Consider the following 19,283-nt stretch of genomic DNA (forward strand, 5'->3'; position numbering starts at 1 on the left):
ACTCACAGATATGGCTAATCTCGAATCAGGTTTTCAACATGCTCTCGACAATCAAAAATTGATCCATGGTGTCTTAAAACGGGTTCATATTTTTACGACTCGTTGTGATTATGATGACTATTTTCAAGAAGCAATGATTCTTTATGCCCAAACCTATGTAAAATACTGTCAGCATGAAGACGATTTGTCTAAATTCAAGGCGTATGTTTTTCAAAAATTAACATGGCGTCTGACGGATATGTTGCGACAAGAGAAAAAATATTATGATGTTCATAGTTTGGAGGAATTCGATTTTCAACGAGTCCCGGAGGAAGATATTAGAGCTGATTTGGAGTTTGTGAATTTTGCCGAACTAACGGAAATGGACCAAATTATATTGCAGGAGCATTTCATAGAAGAACAGCCGCTAGTAATATTGGCGAAGCGTTATAACCATAGTTCACGTAACCTGAGATACTGCCGCAATAGGCTTTTGCAAAAATTACAACATATGAGCGTTCGTTGAATTTTACCATCTGGTTACAGGTGTATTACTTTTATCAAATTTGTGAAAAAACTTGTTATAATTTATACGTTAAGGAAATTAACGGCGGGAAGGAAATATTATAATGGTATCAAAAAAGAAGATTATGACAACCATGGTTACATCAGTAGCTTTGGCTAGTATCAGTTTTACAGCAGTAGGACAAGTTGTTCCGCAATTAGGTTCAAACGTTCAGGCAACAAAGGCTGCTACATCAGCAATCAATGACTATATAAATAATAACAACATTCAACCAGTTGGAATAACTAACCAAGAGGGTACATTCACTCAATGGAATGGTTATGAAAATGGTGTTGGTAAGCCAGAAGGTGTTGTTATTCATGAAACAGCTACACCTGGCGCTACAGCACAAAACGAAGCTACTTATTTTAATCGTGAATGGTCAAACATTTACACATATGTTCATGCTTTCGTCGATAACAATGAAATTTTGAATATTAAAAACACTGACTATACAGTTTGGGGCGCTGGTCCTACAGCTAATGCTAAATTTGTCCAAGTTGAATTGTGTGAAGTTTCAACTACTGACGCTTTTGCCAGATCAGTCGCTAACCAAGCTTTCTACACAGCTTCAAAATTAGTTCAATATAACTTGCCATTTACACCTGGCGTAACTGTTATGTCACATAATGATGTATCAAAGAAGTGGGGCGAAACAACTCACACTGATCCCGTTGGCTACTTTGCAAACTGGGGTTACAGCATGGATCAATTCTATGATCTTGTTGGTAAGTATTATAACCAATTAAAGGGAACAACTAGTGGTGGTACCGATACTACAGATACTAATTCAGGTGGTACTGATATTGGTAACTCACATAACATCAGAGTTAAGAATTCCAACGGTGGTTTTGTTAAATTAGTTAGTTTCAAAGATGATGGAACAGCAGTACCTGTTGAAGTTCGTGCTTTAGCTAATAATACACTTTGGTATACTGATCAAACTAAGGATTACGACGGTGTTACATATCATCGTGTATCTACTAACGAATGGGTCGACAATAGTTACGTAATTGGAAATAACTAAACTAGGCCTATAATTGATATACTTTAGTAATAAATTTTAATTTCATAAAAGAATATTACAAAAGACGCGCTGAAAAGCGGGTCTTTTTTTGCTATCATTATTCATTAATAGAGAGTAATGGGGAAGTTGTATAATTGTTGTTAGAGAAAGGGCTTGTGAAGTGATATGGGAAAGAAATTTTATATTGTTCTGAGTCTTTTGTGTCTATTTGCCGTAATTTTAGTTGGCTGTAAACCAAAAGAAACTTCTAACATTGTCGCCGCGGATAAAACTTGGTATTTATATCAAGACCAGGGTGAGAATGATACGGTATCAATTAAATTTTTGAAGAACCAACGAGCTGAAGTGAAGGATACTTCAACTATTGACGGTAAAGTGGGGATCAATCGTTTTAACAGTCAATTTGATAATCCACAATATGTGTTGGATCGTGACGGTAAGACTATCACCTTCAAGACTGCCAAGACTAATTTGGTTTTAAAAATCGTCAAAACTTATCATGAAAATGTTTATGGAAAACATATGAAGGGTTATTTGGTTGAATCGGGGGGACAGAACTACAAGTTCGCTTACATTACCAAACGTGATAAACAGTCGAATGTTAGTAAATCACAGAAATCAAAATCACAGACAATAGCATATGATCAATTACCAGATCATGTCTTAAACGTTGATAACGACACCACACCATTGACGGAAAATAATGCGATGGTTGGAAATTATGACTTTTCTACGATTGTTGATTATCGGCGGACAGATGGTAACTTAACGATTAATCAAAATGGAACTTATCAAATGACTTTGACAGAACATTCAGCACAGAAGTTGTCTGATAAAACTGACAGTAAAGTTGTTATGACTACTTTGATTGAAAGTGGAAATGTTCAAAGTCTGTATGGAAAGGTCTATTTAACGGCTAAAAATTTATTGACGATTGATTATTATTATCATGGTCAAAATCAGGATCGACTTTTGCCTAAAAGTGTTAATTTGAAAGTCAATTCCAAAGTGACTGGTAATCAAATTGACCGTTCCAAGATTCGGATGGAGGAGGACTCGGGACAGTTGTACTTGTTCTCCAGTGACTATACGGTGCGTGTGAAGGATGGTCAGAGCAATACGAAGGCAAATCTACTAACTAAGTCTGATAGCACGCAAACAAGCTTAAAAGATGCCATAACGCAAACGAAAGATTATTATGATAAGTATGAGAGCAATCCTTTGTCTTCTAACGCTGATCTGATGCAATTAGTGGGGGCTATTTCAGATGATCACAACAAGAAAATTGGTAGTATTGGCGTTAATTTTGGTGACCAATATGGTACTAATTTACAACCCAATGACTATCAAGGGATAAGTGTTAATGGCAGTAAACAGCCATTGATGCAGTATATGTTTTTGGTATCGCCATCAGCTTATGCAGAAAGTGGTCCAGCTGTAACAACCACTAAAGGTAAGTTTTTGATTTATGGTTCACTAGATAATAAATTATTCCTATTAAAGCAACCAGATAAAGATTCAACAACGGTGACATGGACGATGGTCAAAGATTTCCCATTGAATGTACCTAAATTGAAATTCAGCTTGAACTAAGCTGTGGAGGGAAATATGAATTTTTTATTGATGATTGCTGTCACAGTAATCGAAGCGTTGATTATTTATAAAATTAGATTTGTCTATAGTCGCCAGCCGACTTGGGCAATTATTTTATCAAGTTCAACAATTTTTATTTTTTATCTTATTTCCCGATTAACGGTCAACAAGTTTGTGCGGGCCTATACGTTTAACTTTGCGACAATCAATTTGATTTTTTTAGTTGTCATGTTGATATACATGTGGCAACTGAATCGTGACTTGAGAGATTTGCGGGCCATGAGTGGAACGGATTTTTTGATTGTATTAGGTAATAAATGTATGAGTTCGCATGTGCCACCAATTTTAGCAGGACGCCTTGATAAAGCGATTGAATTGTACAGTGATACCAAGACTAAACCTAAGATAATTGTCAGTGGTGGTAAGAGTTCTTTGAAGTTGGATACTGAAGCTTCATTAATGAGAAATTATCTCCTTGATGCAGGGATTCCTGAGGAAATGATCATTGCTGAGACTAAATCAATCAATACAGTTCAGAATTTGGAATTTTCCGCAATAAAAATTCGTAAAATTTGGCAAAAAGATACTCGTCCAAGGGTTATCATAGTAACTAGCGATTATCATATTCCAAGAACCAAATTTCATGCCAAACGTTTGGGTTTAAAAGTTCAATTTGCGGCAGCTGCGACAGTTGAAATGCTGAAATGGCCAGCAATGTTTCGAGAATTCACGGCCATCATTTGGTATCACCGTTATTCATTGATTACAGTTCTGGGTATGGATATACTATTTTCGTTAAGTATGTGTATGTGAGGAGTATTTTATGAGTTTGTACGATAAGTTCGTTGAAAATAAGCGTCTAAGAAGATTCGTCTTGCTACTATTGGTAATAGCGTTATTTTATCTATTTCGTAGCATGATGAGTCTTTTCTTATTGACGTTTACCTTTACTTTTTTATCGGTTCAGTTAGTTCGGACCGTACAAAAGAAATTTCCCCGAGTCAAGCCGATTTGGGTAATGGTGCCAGTGTACTTGATAATTATTGCTTTACTGATTTTTGTTATTACTAATTACGTGCCACAATTGATCAGTCAAACGGTCAAAATGTTTACTTCGTTACAACACTTTTATGAGAGTAAGGAAGTTCGTTCTAATCCATATTTGGATGTGATTTATAACTATTTACAACAGATTAATCTTGATAACCAGATCAAAGCAGCGGTAACGCAGGTTGTTAATTATATTAGTAGTGTTGGTGCGATTGGCTTTAACATTGTCATTTCTTTCTTACTGAGTTTCTTCTATACCAGTCAGGTCGAACAGATGAATGCTTTTGGTCGTCAATTCTTAGACAGCAAGTATAGTTGGTTATTCTCAGACTTGTTCTACTATGGTAAGAAATTTGTGAATACTTTTGGAGTAGTTTTGGAAGCTCAATTAATGATTGCGGTCGTTAATACAGCTTTAACAACTATCACTTTATTATTCATGAAGATGCCTGGGGTAATTGCTTTAGCAGCGATGGTCTTTATTCTTTCATTGATTCCGGTCGCTGGAGTAATCATTTCCTTGATACCATTGAGTTTCGTCGCTTATTCAGTTGGTGGCATTCGTTATGTTATTTATATTGTGATCATGATCGTAGTGATTCACTTGATTGAAACATATTTCCTAAATCCACAATTTATGTCTAGCATGACACATTTACCAATTTTCTTTACCTTTGTCGTATTGATTGTTTCGGAAGAGTTGTTAGGAACATGGGGCTTAGTCATTGGTATTCCAATTTTCGTGTTCTTCCTTGATATTCTGGGAGTTCATTCAATTAGTAGTGGTGGAACTAAAAAGAAACGATTTAAATTTAAGAAATCGTTATAAATGAATTTAAGGTATACTTGTCATATATAATGAAGTTAATGCAGTCAACTGACGTAGATGGGAGATTAAGTTATGTCATTTTTCGATAGAAAAAACAAAGATAACGATGATAATTATTCTGGTCTAAATGATTCTTCGTACCAAAATCCTCAACCGGATCAAAATAGTTTTGATCAAGCACAAAATCAATTTAATAATGCACCAGGGATGGGGACACAGTTCGCGCCTGATGATCAAAATTTCAATAATACTAACAATAATAATGCCAATAATGGTAATAATTATTTCTTTGATCAAAATCAACCACAGCAACCGGTTCAACCTCAACCACAGTCTCAAAACCAACAACCACAAGAGCAAGCTCAGCCCCAACAGTCCTCTCAACCAATGATGGATAATGGTAGTGATGAATGGCAGTATACAGAACAAAGTTTGCAAAGTACCTTGGATCAAAGTAGTGACCTAAAGGCACAATTGCGTAGTCAACTATTGGCTGACCGTAGTTATTGCAATCATATTTTACGTAATGTTGGTAGTGACCAAGTTGATGCCAGAAAACAAGCCACTGATCAAATCAGTTCTATCAACGCTTCTTTGAAACAGTGGTTTGGTACTGATGAAATGGCTAATGAAGTCTATTTGGATAACAACCGTGAATATTACGTCTTTACTGACGATATTGCAGCTAACCCAGATACTACCGTTAGTTCAATGTGGCAACAAATAACAATGACTTTATCTGATAAGGGATTGTTGGCTAATGCTATTTCCGTTACCTATAATGATCAAGTTGATCAGACTTGGATGAACTATCAAAATGCTGGTTTTGTTGATGGAAACTCATTCTTGTTGAATATGTACAATGAATTGCAAGGTCGTAATACGAATGTACCAGTGACTCCAGCTGAAATTCCATTCGATGCGGATTATCAAGTACAACATACTAGTGATAAAGTCGATAAAATTTTGGATGCTGATGATAAATTGGTTATGGAAGTTTCTAGAAGTGCTAATCATCAATTACAAATTATTCGCCATTACAAGAGCAATAGCTTGTTGAGTCGTGATATTTTTGATGTTAATGGAGTTATTTCCGCAACTCAATTCTATGATCATCGTAATGCTAATAAAGTCGTCCGTGAGAACTTTTATCGTCAAGATGGAACACTGGTCTTGATTAAGAGTTATACCGCTGATGAGCCTTATATCCAACTATTCAGTGAAGGTAATGTTTTGATCAGTACCTTTGATAGTGATGAAGAATTAATTGTTTGGTGGATGAAGAATAAGGCTTTGAAACAAACTGATGCAACTATCTTTATTTCTGTAAATTCAGAATATTATAAGAAGATGCTAAGTCTACGTGATAATGGTATTGAAGTTATCCCAATCGTTATGAAACAGAGTGAGAACGCTGATGCTGTTTCTGATTTGATTGAGGGTAAAGACAAGGTAGCTGCTGTATTCGTAGGTTCTGATCAAGTAAATACTTACTTGAATAAGAGTTCGAAGAATAAATTAGATATCACAACTTTAAAAGAAATCGATACACCAATTTATAAACAATAGAATTTAAACAACTCTCAAAAAGATAATCATATTTGAGAGTTGTTTTATTTTCGCTATTTTCGTGTAAATTGAAGGTCACTCTCTTTTTTTTATGACTCAAATCGTGTAAAATAAATATTGTTAAAGAAATGAAAAGAGGATCATTACAAATGGCAAAATTAGTTTTCATTCGTCACGGACAAAGTGAATGGAATTTATCAAACCAATTTACTGGTTGGGTTGATGTTGACTTAAGTGAAGAAGGCGTTAAGCAAGCTCAAAATGCTGGTAAACTTCTAAAAGAATCTGGTATTTTATTTGATCAAGCTTATACATCAGTATTGACACGTGCTATCAAGACATTGCACTATGCTCTTGAAGGTGCTGACCAATTATGGATTCCTGAAACAAAGACATGGAGACTTAACGAACGTCACTACGGTGCACTTCAAGGTCTAAACAAGAAAGAAACTGCTGAAAAATACGGTGATGAACAAGTTCATATCTGGAGACGTTCATACGATACATTACCTCCATTGTTGAAAGCTACTGACGAAGGTTCAGCTGCTAACGACCGTCGTTACGCTAACTTGGACCCAAGAATTATTCCTGGTGGCGAAAACCTTAAAGTTACTTTGGAACGTGTAATTCCATTCTGGGAAGACGAAATTGCTCCTAAGTTATTAGATGGCAAGAACGTTATCATCGCTGCCCACGGTAACTCACTACGTGCTTTGACTAAGTACATCGAAAACATCTCTGATGCTGACATCATGGACGTTGAAATGACTACTGGTGAACCAGTTGTTTATGACTTGGACAAAGACTTGAACGTTGTAAGTAAGAAGAAGCTTAACTAATTTTTGATTAGTTGAATATTGATAAGACCGCACATTTGTGCAGTCTTATTTTTTTATAATCATCTGATTAATGTGTACAATGGAACTTATGAGAGGGGGCAAATAATATGGCAATGAAACCCCAGAAAATTATCAAGATCCTGAGACAAAATGGATTCGTCAAGAAATCTCAAAATGGATCACATTTAAAAATGTATAACCCTGAAACTAACGTAACGCTGCCGGTTCCGATTCATCACGATAAGGAATTGGAACATGGTATTGAAAGTAAAATTTTGAAACAGGCAGGCATAAATCAGAACGATTTATAATTTGTTTTCAAGATGGGGGAATTGGTATGAATACGACTAAAAATATTTTAGCTTATCCAGTGATTTTACATCCGGAAGATGATGGCAATTATTGTGTGGAGATTCCTGATATCAATGGTGGGACTTGGACCCAAGGTGAGAATCAAAATGATGCTTTGTTGATGGCTCATGATGCGATTGGTATTATGTTGGACGACGTTTCTGAATATCCCCATGCTTCAAATATAGCGGATATAATTGTCCATGATTCTGATATTAAAATTATGGTTTCCATTGATATGAATGAGTATAAAAAAAATAAAACTACATTTAAAGTGTAGTTTTATTTTTTTACGAAAGTATCTATTCGTCACACAATGATCGTTCAATTAATTTATGGTCAATATGGGTATCACCCCAATTACAAATAGCATCTAATATCGGAAAAAGTGATTTTCCATTCTCAGATAATCGATATTCAACGTGTGGTTCAGCGGTTTTAAAATCATGGCGAGTTATCAAACCATCATTTTCTAATTCCCGCAATTGATTGGTCAAAGTTTTGTGCGAAACATCTTTGATATGATGTTGTAATTCTCCAAAGCGACGTTCATCAGTTTCAGCTAATTCATACATGATCATAATTTTCCATTTACCTTGAATCATGTGCATGGTGGCATCAAATTCATTCAAATATTTTGGTTCCATGTGAGTCCTCGAGTTTTCCACAGCCAGTAGTTACCTTCATGTGCGTACTTGTTGTTCATAATATATGCCATTATACTGTAAATCGTTGAAAAAAACTTTTATTAGAAATGAGAATAATATATATGAAAAAATTAGTTGTAATTACCGGTGCCAGTTCAGGCTTTGGGGAACAAATTGCCAAGATTTTTAACGCTGATGGATATCCGATGTTGTTATTAGGTCGTCGCACTGAAAAACTAGAAACTGTTGCTAAAGGAATGGATAATGTCATGATCGATTCAGTTGATGTAACTGACTATGATCAATTTGAAAAAGCCATTCGTAAAGCTGAAGCTAAGTATGGCAAAACGGATCTGTTAGTTAATAATGCAGGCGTGATGTTACTTGGTAACGTCCAAAATCAAAATCCCAAAGAATGGCAAACAATGCTCGACACTAATGTCATGGGTGTTTTGAATGGAACTCAAATTGTTTTGAACGATATGCGTGAGCGCGAACATGGAACAATTTTGAACATGTCATCAATTGCTGGCAAGAAAACTTTCGTTAACCACGCAGCTTATGTGGCTTCGAAGTTTGGCGTTCATGGTTTATCAGAAACTATCCGGGAAGAAAGTTCTGCTAAGAATGTTCGTATCATGATGGTGGCTCCAGGTGCCGCTGAAACTGAATTGTTAACTCATGTTACAAGTAAATCTGCTTTAAAGGATTATGCTGCTTGGGAAGAAACAATGGGTGGCGTTGTGCTTGATCCAAAATATGTCGCTGAAACAGTTAAGTTTATGTATGACATGCCCCAAGAAGTTAATATTCGTGAAGTTGATATTGCAGCTACACGTCAAGATTCATAAAATAATAATCAAATTCTGACTTCACAAATTGTTGTGAGGTCTTTTTTTTCGGTATAATTACAGTTAATAAATAATAGAAGGTCTCGCAATGTTAAAAGCTTTCAAAAGAACCACCTTATATTTTGTCTATGAAGTAATTGTTTTAGGCGTTATCTATGATGCACTAATCGTATTTAAAATGATGACTAAGAATGTTAGTGGTATCGGAATTTTGATTGGACTGTCAATTATTTATCTAGTTCAGTTAGGTTATTTTTACTATAAGCGTTAATTATTAGGTCGACATATTAATATGTTGATCTTTTTTGTAGTTCGCAAAATTGTTTAACTTTTTTGACGATGCTAAACTTAATATACTTCCTAGCAAACAATTAAACTAAAAAGTGGGTGGAAATTATGTTTTTGGCGATTAAAGAGATCTTACATAATAAAACAAGATACCTATTAGTGATTTTTACCGTATTCCTAATTAGTTATATGGTTTTTTTTTTAACCAGTTTAGCTGTAGGATTGGCTCGTCAAAATCGAACTGCCGTTGATCAATGGGATGCTAAGACGGTCGTAGTTTCCAGTTATGCTAATAAAAGCTTAACAGTCTCGTCAATTCCAGAAGCCAAGTATCAAAAATATTTAACTGATAAAGATGTGGCACCAGTCGGTCAAATGACAGTTGTTTCACAATTGCGCAACTCTAGTAATAAAATTAATACTAATGTTTTTGGCGTTGATTGGAATGATTATCTTAGTCCCAAATTGACAGAAGGTCGATTGCCACAGACTAATCGTGAAGTAGTCGTTGATGATTCGCTCAAAAATGATGATATCAAATTGGGTTCTCAGATAAAAATCAATGGGAGTGATGATTACTACAAAGTTGTTGGTCTGACCAAGGATAATAGTTTCTTTACAATACCAATTATTTTTACTAATATGAAAACTTTTCGAACTTTGAAATATGGTTCCAGTCAGGTTAAAAATATTAGTGCCTTGGTTGTCCGTAATGATAAAAAAATCACAGAGACTGGTTTAACTCAAATTACGATTAAAGATTTAATTAATCATATTCCAGGTTATACAGCTCAGGTAATGGTTTTTAGTTTTATGATTATTGCGATGATAGTCATTACTTTTTTAATCATCGGAATTTTTATGTATATCATTACTATTCAAAAGATCAGTCTGTATGGTGTGATGCGAGCCCAAGGTATCAGAACAAGTAAGATTATCGAATCTTTATTCTATCAAATTTTGATTTTAACAGCTGCAGGTGCTGCCTTAGCACTAATCTTTATGGCTATTACTCAATTATTCTTGCCAAAGACAGTGCCGTTTTATAGTGATTGGCTAGCATACTTAGTTCTAACTCTGGCGATTATGGTTATGGCCGTTTTAGGTGGATCACTATCAATCCAACGAGTTTTAAAAATCGATCCTTTATCCGCAATTGAGGGGGAATAATTATGTCTTTAATTGAAATGATTAATGTGAACAGACAGTATGGTTCCGGTCGGACTTTGGTTGAAGCTTTACACCCAACTAATTTTTCCTTAAATAGTGGTGAGTTTATTGGAATTTATGGACCCTCGGGTTCTGGAAAAACCACTTTTTTAACTATCTTGGGATTATTGCAATCGCCGACGCAGGGTAAAATTCTGGTTAATGGGAAAGATACGACCAAAATGAATTCTCGGACGAAAACTGATTTACGATTCGATCAATTTGGCTTTGTTTTACAGGCCTCTAATTTAATTCCATTTTTAACGGTTAAGGAACAATTTAAATTAGTTGATAAGCTTTCAACTTCCAAAAAAGAAAAAATGAATCGGAATACTTTGTTACATTTATTGGATCTGCAAAGTGTAGTTAATAACTATCCCAGTAATTTATCTGGAGGTGAACGTCAACGGGCTGCTATTGCCAGAGCATTGTATAATAATCCTAATATTATATTGGCAGATGAACCAACGGCCAGTCTGGATTCAAGTCGAGCACAACAAGTGGTAGAATTTCTCACTCAGATAGCGCATGAGTCACAAAAGGGCGTCATTATGATCACTCATGATACGAGATTATTAGCAGCAACCGATCATGTATATGAAATGCGAGATGGCTATTTGAATCAGCAAAGATAAAGGAGGTAAATTTTATGACATCAATTTATGATTTTACGGAGACAGAAATGAATGGATTTACGATTGATTTTAAAGATTATCAAGGAAAAGTTTTGTTAGTGGTCAATACGGCCAGCAAATGTGGCTTTGCACCACAACTGGAAGGTCTGGAAACACTTTATAAAAAATATCATGATCAAGGCCTTGAAGTGATTGGTTTGCCATCGAATCAATTTCATCAGGAATTAGATTCTGATCAAGCAACTAGTGACTATTGTCAGATGCATTATGGAGTAACCTTTCCAATGACGCAAAAGGTAATGGTCAATGGTTCTAATGCAGATCCATTGTTTAATTATTTAAAAGATGCGATTGGACACGGTCGAATCAAGTGGAATTTCACTAAGTTCTTGATAGGTCGAGATGGTCAAGTAATAAACCGTTTTGCACCAATTACTAAACCAGAAAAATTTGAACCAGAGATAGTTAATGCATTAGAACAATGATCAATTTATATAAATATTTAAATTAGTTTTGGATATTTGAACATGTTATACTAAAGGTGCAAAAAATGAAGAAGCATCAAAACACCAAAACCCGAAGCGAGTGTGATCGCTTCGGGTTTTATAGTGGGCTAGATTGCCTTTGTATTTTACTTGCGGTGTTTGTGTTCTAACCAATTAGCAAACCAAGCGGTTATCAAGCCGACTGCAAGGGGGCCAAAAAATGAAGTCCACGTCATCAACACCTCCAATCCTTGTCAGATTGGTAAGGCAACGGTGTGAGTATAGCATCAGAGTTCAACTTTTAGATATGAAGTATAGCAAATATTTCCGCAAAAAAATCACGTTGATTTCGTTATAAAAACGGAATTTACGTGATTTTTTCTATTCTTCAACCTGGGCTTCTAAGTTAAATAGAGAAGCGGTGTTACTAAAGATATGTTTAGCAGTATCGGATTTATTCATTGTGTAAAGATGAACGCCATTGACGTCATTCGTAACTAAATCAACAATTTGATCCACGGCATAGGCGATACCAGCTTCTTTAAGTGAAACGGGATTGTCTTTATATTTGTCCAAAATATTAATAAATTTCTTAGGCAAATGGGCGGCACAATTTTCAATAACATGAAGTGCCTGCTTACGGTTCACAATGGGCATAATACCAGCCAAGATGGGAACGTTGATGTCAGCAATCGCACATTCTTCTTGGAATCGATAAAATTGTTCATTGTCATAAAAAAGTTGAGTAATTAATTGGTCGCAACCGGAATCAACTTTTTCTTTCAAATGTTTAACATCATCGATACGATTTTTTGAATCCGGATGAACTTCAGGATAACAGGCACCAGAAACTTCAAAATATGGTTTCTGCTGTTTGATGAATTTTGTTAAATCACTAGCATAAGTAAAATCTGTTTCAGGAGTGTAGCCGTCAACGATATCACCGCGAAGAGCTAATATTTGATTGATATGCATAGCTTCGAGTTGGTCAAGGATACTACTGACTTCAGCTTTGGTGACATAGGCAGCAGGCATATGAACCATTGTTGGACAATCTAAAGTATCGTTGACATATTTAGCTAAGTCGATGGTAGTTTTTTCGTAATTTAATTTATGGTTACTAGCCGTTACACTGATAAAGCTAGGGTTTAAACCCTTTAATTGATCCAAAGTATCAGTTAATTTCCCAACACCAACTTCTGAATTGGGTGGAAAAACTTCAAACGACAGAGTTGGAAAATTTTTAGTTTCTGTCATGGACTAGCAACTCCTCTCGAACTTCCTTAGCGGCTTGGGTTAAGTTTTCAACACTAGCCTTAGCTTCTTTGATGCCTCGAGTCTTGAGCCCACAGTCAGGATTGATCCAAACTTTTTCTTCAGGAACTTTGGCTAGAATCTTATGGATAGTTGTTTTGATTTCTTCAACTGATGGGATACGTGGTGAGTGAATATCATAAACACCAGGACCAACTTGAAGTTGGAAATTCTCTTTTTGTAAAGCATCCAAGATCTCCAAGTTTGAACGTGAGGCTTCAAAGGAAATTACGTCAGCGTCCAAATTTTGAATAGCGGGGATGATATCAGTAAATTCAGAATAACACATGTGAGTATGGATCTGTGTTGTTGGTTGAACCTTACTGTGAACCAAACGGAAAGCAGGAACAGCCCAGTCAAGGTATTCTGAATACCAGTCAGTTTTACGAAGGGGTAGTTTTTCACGCAAAGCAGCTTCATCAATTTGGATGATCTTAATGCCATTTTTTTCCAAATCTAGGACTTCATCTTGGATAGCCAAAGCAATTTGGATAGTTGAATCCTTGATTGAAATGTCTTCACGAGGGAAAGACCAGTTCAAAATAGTTACCGGACCAGTTAACATACCTTTGACGATCTTGTCAGTTTTACTTTGAGCGTATTTTGACCATTTAACAGTGATAGGATGATTACGAGCAACGTCACCCCAGATAATTGGCGGTTTAACACCACGAGTACCATATGATTGAACCCAACCATTTTTACTGAAGAGGTAACCGTCTAAGTTTTGACCGAAGTATTCAACCATGTCATTACGTTCGAATTCACCATGAACTAAAACGTCGAGGCCAATATCTTCTTGCCACTTCAACCATTCGTCAATGTGACCAGCAATAAATTTATCGTATTCAGCTTGAGAAATTTCATCGTGTCGGAATTGAGCACGAATCTTTTTAACTTCTTTAGTTTGGGGGAAAGAACCAATGGTAGTTGTAGGAAGTAATGGTAAATTGAATTCTTGCTTTTGAATGGTAGCACGCTCTGCCAAAGCAGGATGTCTGACAAATGAATCCTTAGTTAACTTAGCAACACGTTCATGAACAGCAGGGTTTGGTTGAACACGTGGCTTTTCGAATAGTTGTTTGTTCTTAGTTTCAGCAACTTGGCCATTACCATTAAGAATAGCCTGAATATCATCAAGTTCAGTTAACTTCTCTTTAGCATAAGCAAAATGTTGTTTAATTTCAGTTGAAAAAGTTTCGTTTTCAATCGTGAAGGGAACGTGGAGTAAAGAACATGAAGTAGAAATTACGATATTTTTAGCAGGAAGGCTCTTAATTAGTTCAGTTGTTTCTTCATAATGATTACGCCAGATATTTTTACCATTAACAACCCCGGCAAAGAGAATTTTATCGTCAGGGAAACCTGATTTAACAAGTTCGGCGGTCTTACGTCCTTCGTGGAAATCAAGACCAATTCCTTCAACGGGTAGCTTGATAAGGTCAGAATAAACGTCACGAACATCACCGAAGTAGGTTTGGAGAAGAACTTTTAAACCGGATTTGTTTTGTAATAGTTTAGCGTAGATATCTTCAAACAAGGTTTTCTTATCGCCAGTGACATCTTTAACTAGTTCAGGTTCGTCAAGTTGGATCCATTGGGCTCCTTGCTGAGCTAACTTTTCGAAAACAGCTTGGTAAGCTTGAACTAAATCATCAACAAAATCAGTTGCTTTGACATCGTGGAATTCACTTAAACTAAGCAACGTGAATGGTCCAACGATAACAGGACGAGTAGTGATTCCAGCATCCTTAGCTTCTTGGAATTGGTCAAAAATTTTCGTATCAGTTAATTTAATGTCAGTATCTTTTGAAAATTGAGGTACTAAATAGTGGTAGTTAGTGTTGAACCATTTTTTCATAGGGAGAGCTTTGATATCACCTTCATCACCTTGGTAGCCACGAGCTAGAGCAAAGTAACGGTCTAATTGTGATAAATTCAATTTTTTAACAGCTTCAGGAATGATGTCGAAAAGATAGGCTGTATCTAGGGTTGTATCGAAGAATGAGAAGTCATTACTAGGAATACCGTCGATACCAGTATCTTTGATCAAGTTCCAGTGTTTTAAACGTAAGTCTTTCGCAAAACTCTGCAACTGATCTTCGGTAATTTCTTTACGCCAATATTTTTCAGTGTTAAATTTTAATTCGCGGTTTTCGCCGATTCTTGGAAATCCAATAATTGATGTAGTCATAAGAAAGTCCCCTTTGTGTTTGTGGTAGTTATTATTATTTCGTTGTTTATAAATTAACATTGTATCGAGATATTGAATAACTGATAAAAGTAATGATAGGTTATAGTTTGAAACTATATAGTGGATTATAATTAAGAAAAAACTTTTAGGGGATACTATGCGAATCCAACAACTACAATATTTGGAGACAATCGTTGAAACTGGTTCAATCAATGAAGCAGCCAAACAACTTTATTTAACCCAACCTAGTTTGTCCAACGCTATCAAGGAGTTGGAAGCCGAAATGGGAATTCAGATTCTTTTGCGGAGTAAATTAGGGGTCACTTTGACTGATGAAGGTCGGGAATTCATGATTTATGCTCGGCAAGTTTTGGATCAAGTCCAATTATTAAAGGGACGTTATGAAAAAGATACTACCGTTAAACAAGCTTTTTCAGTTTCAGCGCAACATTATGCTTTCGTAGTGCATGCTTTTGTTGAATTGATCAAGACAGTTAAGGCTGACGAATATCAATTTACTTTACGGGAAACTGAGACTGAGAATATTTTGAAAGATCTCTCAAGTTTTAAGAGTGAAATTGGCATTCTTTATTTGAATAGTTTTAACAAGCAGATCTTGCAGAAACTATTTAAAGAATACGATTTAGAGTTCACACCTTTGTTTAAAGCCTTACCACATGTTTTTGTTGGTAGTCAGAATCCTTTGACTAAAAAGAAACGGGTTACTTTGGAAGATTTGGTCGATTACCCTTATCTATCATATGAACAAGGTGATAATAATTCTTTTTATTTCTCAGAAGAGATTTTGAGTACTCTAGATAGGAAGAAAAATATCAAGGTCAGTGATCGGGCGACAATTTTTAATCTGATGGTGGGTTTGAATGGTTATACAATCAGTTCGGGAATTATCAGTAATAAGTTGAATGATGATAAAATTGTGGCCATTCCGTTGGACGTTGATGATTCAATGACCTTGGGGTGGTTGAAACATCGGCAGCTGGAATTGAGCCCAATTGCCAAGAACTATTTGGATATGTTGAAAGAACACATTCGAGGATATGGATTTGAAATTATTAGTGATACGGATAAATGATTTAGTATTTCAGTTCACTGCTGCCTTCCACAAAAATGTAATTTAGTATTACTTTATAACACATAAGAAATTTATTGATCATTATTAGTTTTAAACAAAAAATCACACTATATTATTGCGAATTTCTTAATTGAGAATTCATAAACAATAATGTAGTGTGATTTATTTTTGATTAATTAGTTTTATCAAACGAATATTAACAATGATTATCGAAATTCCTGCGAAAGTAACGCGGCCTTTTTTGTAGTTAATTGATTCTAAAGTTCCCTTCAAATGTTCATAATAACCAGAAGCCTCATTAAAGTAGTTCACGTCGACTTCTAAGGAATGTTTCTGTAGGTAAGCCAATTGCCGATTAATTTGGTTTTCCAATGCAAAATCAGAATATTTCTTGCGAGCATAATTGCTGGTCTTCTCTTGAATCAAATCTTTAAATCCTCCCAAAGCTCCAAATGGAGCGAACTGAAAAGCTCGGTCTAATTGATTCATCTGGGGATGTCTTTTAGAAGGTCGATAGGGTAGATCCATAATATCTTGATAAGCTGAGGTATCATTAAAGATTTTCTGTTCAATTAATTTTTTCTCATCCATTAGGCGTGATGTCCTCCTATTTGGTTGTTACGTTCAATTGTAGTGGAACCTTTTTCGAGATCAGACGCTTTGAGAATGACATTTTTATTATCAAATCTTTTTTGTAAATTCAAAATGGTTTCCTGAATTTTGCGATCCCGTTGACGTTTTATTTGCGCATTATTATCCTGAACAATTTCGGCTTCAGCGTTACCAAATAAATTGGTCTGTTTGAATTTGATAGTTTGAACAGCCTTGGATTCATCGACTAGGTTAGTAGCAGTCAGGGTGATACGTCGAATCAACATTTTAGGATTGGCTGTTGATTCATATAGAGTTTTGAAAGTTGACCATAATTCACTGGAAGATGAGGTCGCAACACTCAATTTAACATGAGCATGATCTGGTTTGGGTGTTTTACGGCCATAATAATCGGTGACTAACTTGCCACTAAAACCGCTGTTGATTTGCAAACTAGTAATATCATAATCAAGGATAATTCCAATACAAGTGGTAACGGACCTTTTCTGAACCAGATCGAGTGCCATGTTATCGCTCATACCATGAGTAATCTTTAGTCCATCCTCATAGGAAGTAGGTTTCATCAACACTTGGCTAGAATAAAGACCATGGTCGTCAGCTCGATAGTTTTTGATATCAGCTAAGGTAGCAGTTTCGTGTCCCCAAGCGTGGTCAATAAGTAGCTCCGCATTTTTACCAAATTCTTGATAGAGGACTTCAGCATTCTGGGAATCTGACAAACTGCCTAAGGAGCAGCGAACAATATCACCCATTGTCTTTAAACCTAATTTTTCTAATCGATTGGAGGTTCCACGACCAATCCTCCAAAAATCTGTCAAAGGTTGATGAGCCCAGAGTAATTTACGGTACTGTTGTTCATTCATTTGGGCAATCCGAACACCGTCTTCATCACCAGGAATATGTTTGGCAACGATATCCATCGCTACTTTGGCTAGATAAAGATTAGTTCCAATGCCTGCGGTGGCAGTGATACCAGTTTCTGCTTGAATTTCTTGAATGATAGTTTTAGCAAGGACATGGGCAGTGATTTGATGTTGCTCCAAATAATCAGTAACGTCCATTAGGACTTCATCGATTGAATAAACATGAATATTTTCAGCGGCAATAAAACGTAAGTAAATTCCGTAAATTTCGGTACTCTTGTGCATGTAAAAATTCATTCGTGGTTTAATAACTTTATAACCGATTTTAAGCGTAGGGGAATTAAGCAGATGTTGTCGATTGATGGAAGAATATTTAGTTAAGTGATGCTGTGGGGAATCGTTGAACCGTTGGCGATTTAGTTTATTAACAATTTGTTCCACTTGATACAAACGAGGTCGACCGGGGACATTAAATTTTTTTAGGGCTGGAGAAACGGCTAAACAGATAGTTTTGTCTGTCCGGGAATTATCAGCCACTACCAAATTAGCATTGAGGGGGTCAAGCTCGTGGTCAATACATTCGACTGAGGCATAGAAGGATTTCAAATCAATTGCCATATATGTCCGTTGTTTTTCCATTAAATTACCCCCTCGGGAAAATAAAAAAGACGCTGAATTAGCGCCTCTTTTATTGTTAGATTGATTAGTAAAATGCAAACATATGTTCACTAAAATATTATACCATGTCTAAAAATATTTTAGTGTTTAAATTAAAGAGTTTTTAGATAAAATCCATCCATCGCACCACTGTGTTGACTGGTTTCTAAAGGGCCGCCATTCAACTTGGTAAAACCAGCTTTAGTGTAAACATGAATGGCAGCCTTAAGATTATGATGAGTTTCCAAATAAAGCTTTTGATAACCGGATTTTTGAGCAAAGTCTTCCACTAAGGTGATTAATTGATAACTCAAGCCATGACCACGAGCGGCTTTTGCTAAGTAAAGTTTTTGGAGTTCAGCGATTCCTTTGTCCATGTTAAATTCGGCACAACCAGCGCCACCAAGTACCATCTCATGATCATCAACGACGACATAATAGGCCCGTTTGTCATTGGCATCATAGAACTGACTTAAAGTATCAAGATTTTTGTCAAAATAGGCAGTCCCAGGAATATCTAAACCGACAGCCTGTAAATCAGTTTGTAAAATTTGTTTGAGAGCCTGATTATCGGATACTTTGATAGGACGAATTTTCATAAGCATAACCTTCTTTAATAGTAGTAATTAATTT

21 protein-coding genes are annotated in these 19,283 nt (G+C 35.8%); 15 read left to right on the plus strand and 6 right to left on the minus strand.

Translation table 11 applies throughout. From position 1 onward, the window contains the following. Positions 1–10 precede the first annotated feature (10 nt). From IV57_RS02450 to IV57_RS02490, 9 genes are all read left to right on the plus strand, one after another. A complete protein-coding gene (locus tag IV57_RS02450) occupies positions 11–505 on the plus strand; it encodes a sigma-70 RNA polymerase sigma factor region 4 domain-containing protein (protein WP_057879910.1) in 495 nt (164 codons plus the stop codon). 103 nt (positions 506–608) lie between these two features. Further along, positions 609–1,571, plus strand: a complete 963-nt coding sequence (locus tag IV57_RS02455; protein WP_057879911.1) for a peptidoglycan recognition protein family protein — start codon at positions 609–611, stop codon at positions 1,569–1,571. A 165-nt stretch (positions 1,572–1,736) separates the two neighbouring features. Beyond that, complete coding sequence (locus IV57_RS02460; RefSeq protein ID WP_057879912.1) at positions 1,737–3,164, plus strand: hypothetical protein; 1,428 nt, start codon at positions 1,737–1,739, stop codon at positions 3,162–3,164. Between the two features lie 15 nt (positions 3,165–3,179). Then, positions 3,180–3,977 carry a YdcF family protein gene (locus IV57_RS02465; RefSeq protein ID WP_057879913.1) on the plus strand — a complete coding sequence of 266 codons (798 nt, stop codon included), beginning with the start codon at positions 3,180–3,182 and terminating at the stop codon, positions 3,975–3,977. Positions 3,978–3,987: 10 nt separating this feature from the next. After that, a complete protein-coding gene (locus IV57_RS02470) occupies positions 3,988–5,043 on the plus strand; it encodes an AI-2E family transporter (RefSeq protein WP_057879914.1) in 1,056 nt (351 codons plus the stop codon). Between the two features lie 72 nt (positions 5,044–5,115). Continuing rightward, positions 5,116–6,612, plus strand: a complete 1,497-nt coding sequence (locus tag IV57_RS02475) for a hypothetical protein (RefSeq protein ID WP_057879915.1) — start codon at positions 5,116–5,118, stop codon at positions 6,610–6,612. A gap of 149 nt (positions 6,613–6,761) precedes the next feature. Then, positions 6,762–7,451, plus strand: coding sequence for a 2,3-diphosphoglycerate-dependent phosphoglycerate mutase (locus IV57_RS02480; RefSeq protein WP_057879916.1), 690 nt, complete (start codon positions 6,762–6,764; stop codon positions 7,449–7,451). A gap of 107 nt (positions 7,452–7,558) precedes the next feature. Next, entirely contained in the window at positions 7,559–7,762 is a 204-nt protein-coding gene (locus IV57_RS02485) for a type II toxin-antitoxin system HicA family toxin (RefSeq protein WP_057879917.1), read from the plus strand. A gap of 26 nt (positions 7,763–7,788) precedes the next feature. Next, positions 7,789–8,082 (plus strand): type II toxin-antitoxin system HicB family antitoxin, encoded by a 294-nt coding sequence (locus IV57_RS02490; protein ID WP_057879918.1) that lies wholly within the window; start codon positions 7,789–7,791, stop codon positions 8,080–8,082. A 22-nt stretch (positions 8,083–8,104) separates the two neighbouring features. Here IV57_RS02490 and IV57_RS02495 read toward each other — a convergent pair whose 3' ends face one another. After that, positions 8,105–8,449: a winged helix-turn-helix transcriptional regulator gene (locus tag IV57_RS02495; RefSeq protein WP_057879919.1), complete on the minus strand. Its 345-nt coding sequence runs from the start codon at positions 8,447–8,449 to the stop codon at positions 8,105–8,107. A 122-nt stretch (positions 8,450–8,571) separates the two neighbouring features. Here IV57_RS02495 and IV57_RS02500 point away from each other — a divergent pair, with 122 nt between their 5' ends. From IV57_RS02500 to IV57_RS02520, 5 genes are all read left to right on the plus strand, one after another. Next, complete coding sequence (locus IV57_RS02500; protein ID WP_057879920.1) at positions 8,572–9,300, plus strand: SDR family oxidoreductase; 729 nt, start codon at positions 8,572–8,574, stop codon at positions 9,298–9,300. A gap of 88 nt (positions 9,301–9,388) precedes the next feature. After that, positions 9,389–9,571 carry a hypothetical protein gene (locus IV57_RS02505; RefSeq protein ID WP_057879921.1) on the plus strand — a complete coding sequence of 61 codons (183 nt, stop codon included), beginning with the start codon at positions 9,389–9,391 and terminating at the stop codon, positions 9,569–9,571. Positions 9,572–9,696: 125 nt separating this feature from the next. Further along, the gene (locus tag IV57_RS02510; RefSeq protein ID WP_057879922.1) at positions 9,697–10,758 is read left to right on the plus strand and encodes an ABC transporter permease; all 1,062 of its coding nucleotides are present in this window, start codon (positions 9,697–9,699) and stop codon (positions 10,756–10,758) included. After that, complete coding sequence (locus IV57_RS02515) at positions 10,758–11,432, plus strand: ABC transporter ATP-binding protein (RefSeq protein ID WP_201782898.1); 675 nt, start codon at positions 10,758–10,760, stop codon at positions 11,430–11,432. Before IV57_RS02510 ends, IV57_RS02515 begins: the two co-directional genes overlap by 1 nt. 14 nt (positions 11,433–11,446) lie before the next feature. After that, positions 11,447–11,917, plus strand: a complete 471-nt coding sequence (locus IV57_RS02520) for a glutathione peroxidase (RefSeq protein WP_057879924.1) — start codon at positions 11,447–11,449, stop codon at positions 11,915–11,917. A gap of 381 nt (positions 11,918–12,298) precedes the next feature. On the opposite strand, the gene metF is transcribed toward IV57_RS02520, so the two are convergent. Together metF and metE are read right to left on the minus strand one after the other, a co-directional pair. Further along, entirely contained in the window at positions 12,299–13,174 is an 876-nt protein-coding gene (gene metF / locus IV57_RS02525; RefSeq protein WP_057879925.1) for a methylenetetrahydrofolate reductase [NAD(P)H], read from the minus strand. Further along, a complete protein-coding gene (gene metE, locus IV57_RS02530) occupies positions 13,161–15,425 on the minus strand; it encodes a 5-methyltetrahydropteroyltriglutamate--homocysteine S-methyltransferase (protein ID WP_057879926.1) in 2,265 nt (754 codons plus the stop codon). The genes metF and metE overlap by 14 nt, the downstream gene beginning before the upstream one ends. A gap of 157 nt (positions 15,426–15,582) precedes the next feature. Between metE and IV57_RS02535 the strand changes: the two genes are divergently transcribed. Beyond that, a complete protein-coding gene (locus tag IV57_RS02535) occupies positions 15,583–16,518 on the plus strand; it encodes a LysR family transcriptional regulator (RefSeq protein WP_057879927.1) in 936 nt (311 codons plus the stop codon). A gap of 162 nt (positions 16,519–16,680) precedes the next feature. On the opposite strand, the gene IV57_RS02540 is transcribed toward IV57_RS02535, so the two are convergent. From IV57_RS02540 to IV57_RS02550, 3 genes are all read right to left on the minus strand, one after another. After that, the gene (locus IV57_RS02540; RefSeq protein ID WP_057879928.1) at positions 16,681–17,109 is read right to left on the minus strand and encodes a hypothetical protein; all 429 of its coding nucleotides are present in this window, start codon (positions 17,107–17,109) and stop codon (positions 16,681–16,683) included. After that, positions 17,109–18,632 carry a Y-family DNA polymerase gene (locus tag IV57_RS02545; protein ID WP_057879929.1) on the minus strand — a complete coding sequence of 508 codons (1,524 nt, stop codon included), beginning with the start codon at positions 18,630–18,632 and terminating at the stop codon, positions 17,109–17,111. The genes IV57_RS02540 and IV57_RS02545 overlap by 1 nt, the downstream gene beginning before the upstream one ends. A gap of 131 nt (positions 18,633–18,763) precedes the next feature. Beyond that, positions 18,764–19,249, minus strand: a complete 486-nt coding sequence (locus IV57_RS02550; protein ID WP_083488872.1) for a GNAT family N-acetyltransferase — start codon at positions 19,247–19,249, stop codon at positions 18,764–18,766. Positions 19,250–19,283 lie beyond the last annotated feature (34 nt).

The organism is Companilactobacillus kimchiensis (assembly GCF_001438805.1).
GTDB classification, from domain to species: Bacteria; Bacillota; Bacilli; order Lactobacillales; family Lactobacillaceae; genus Companilactobacillus; species Companilactobacillus kimchiensis.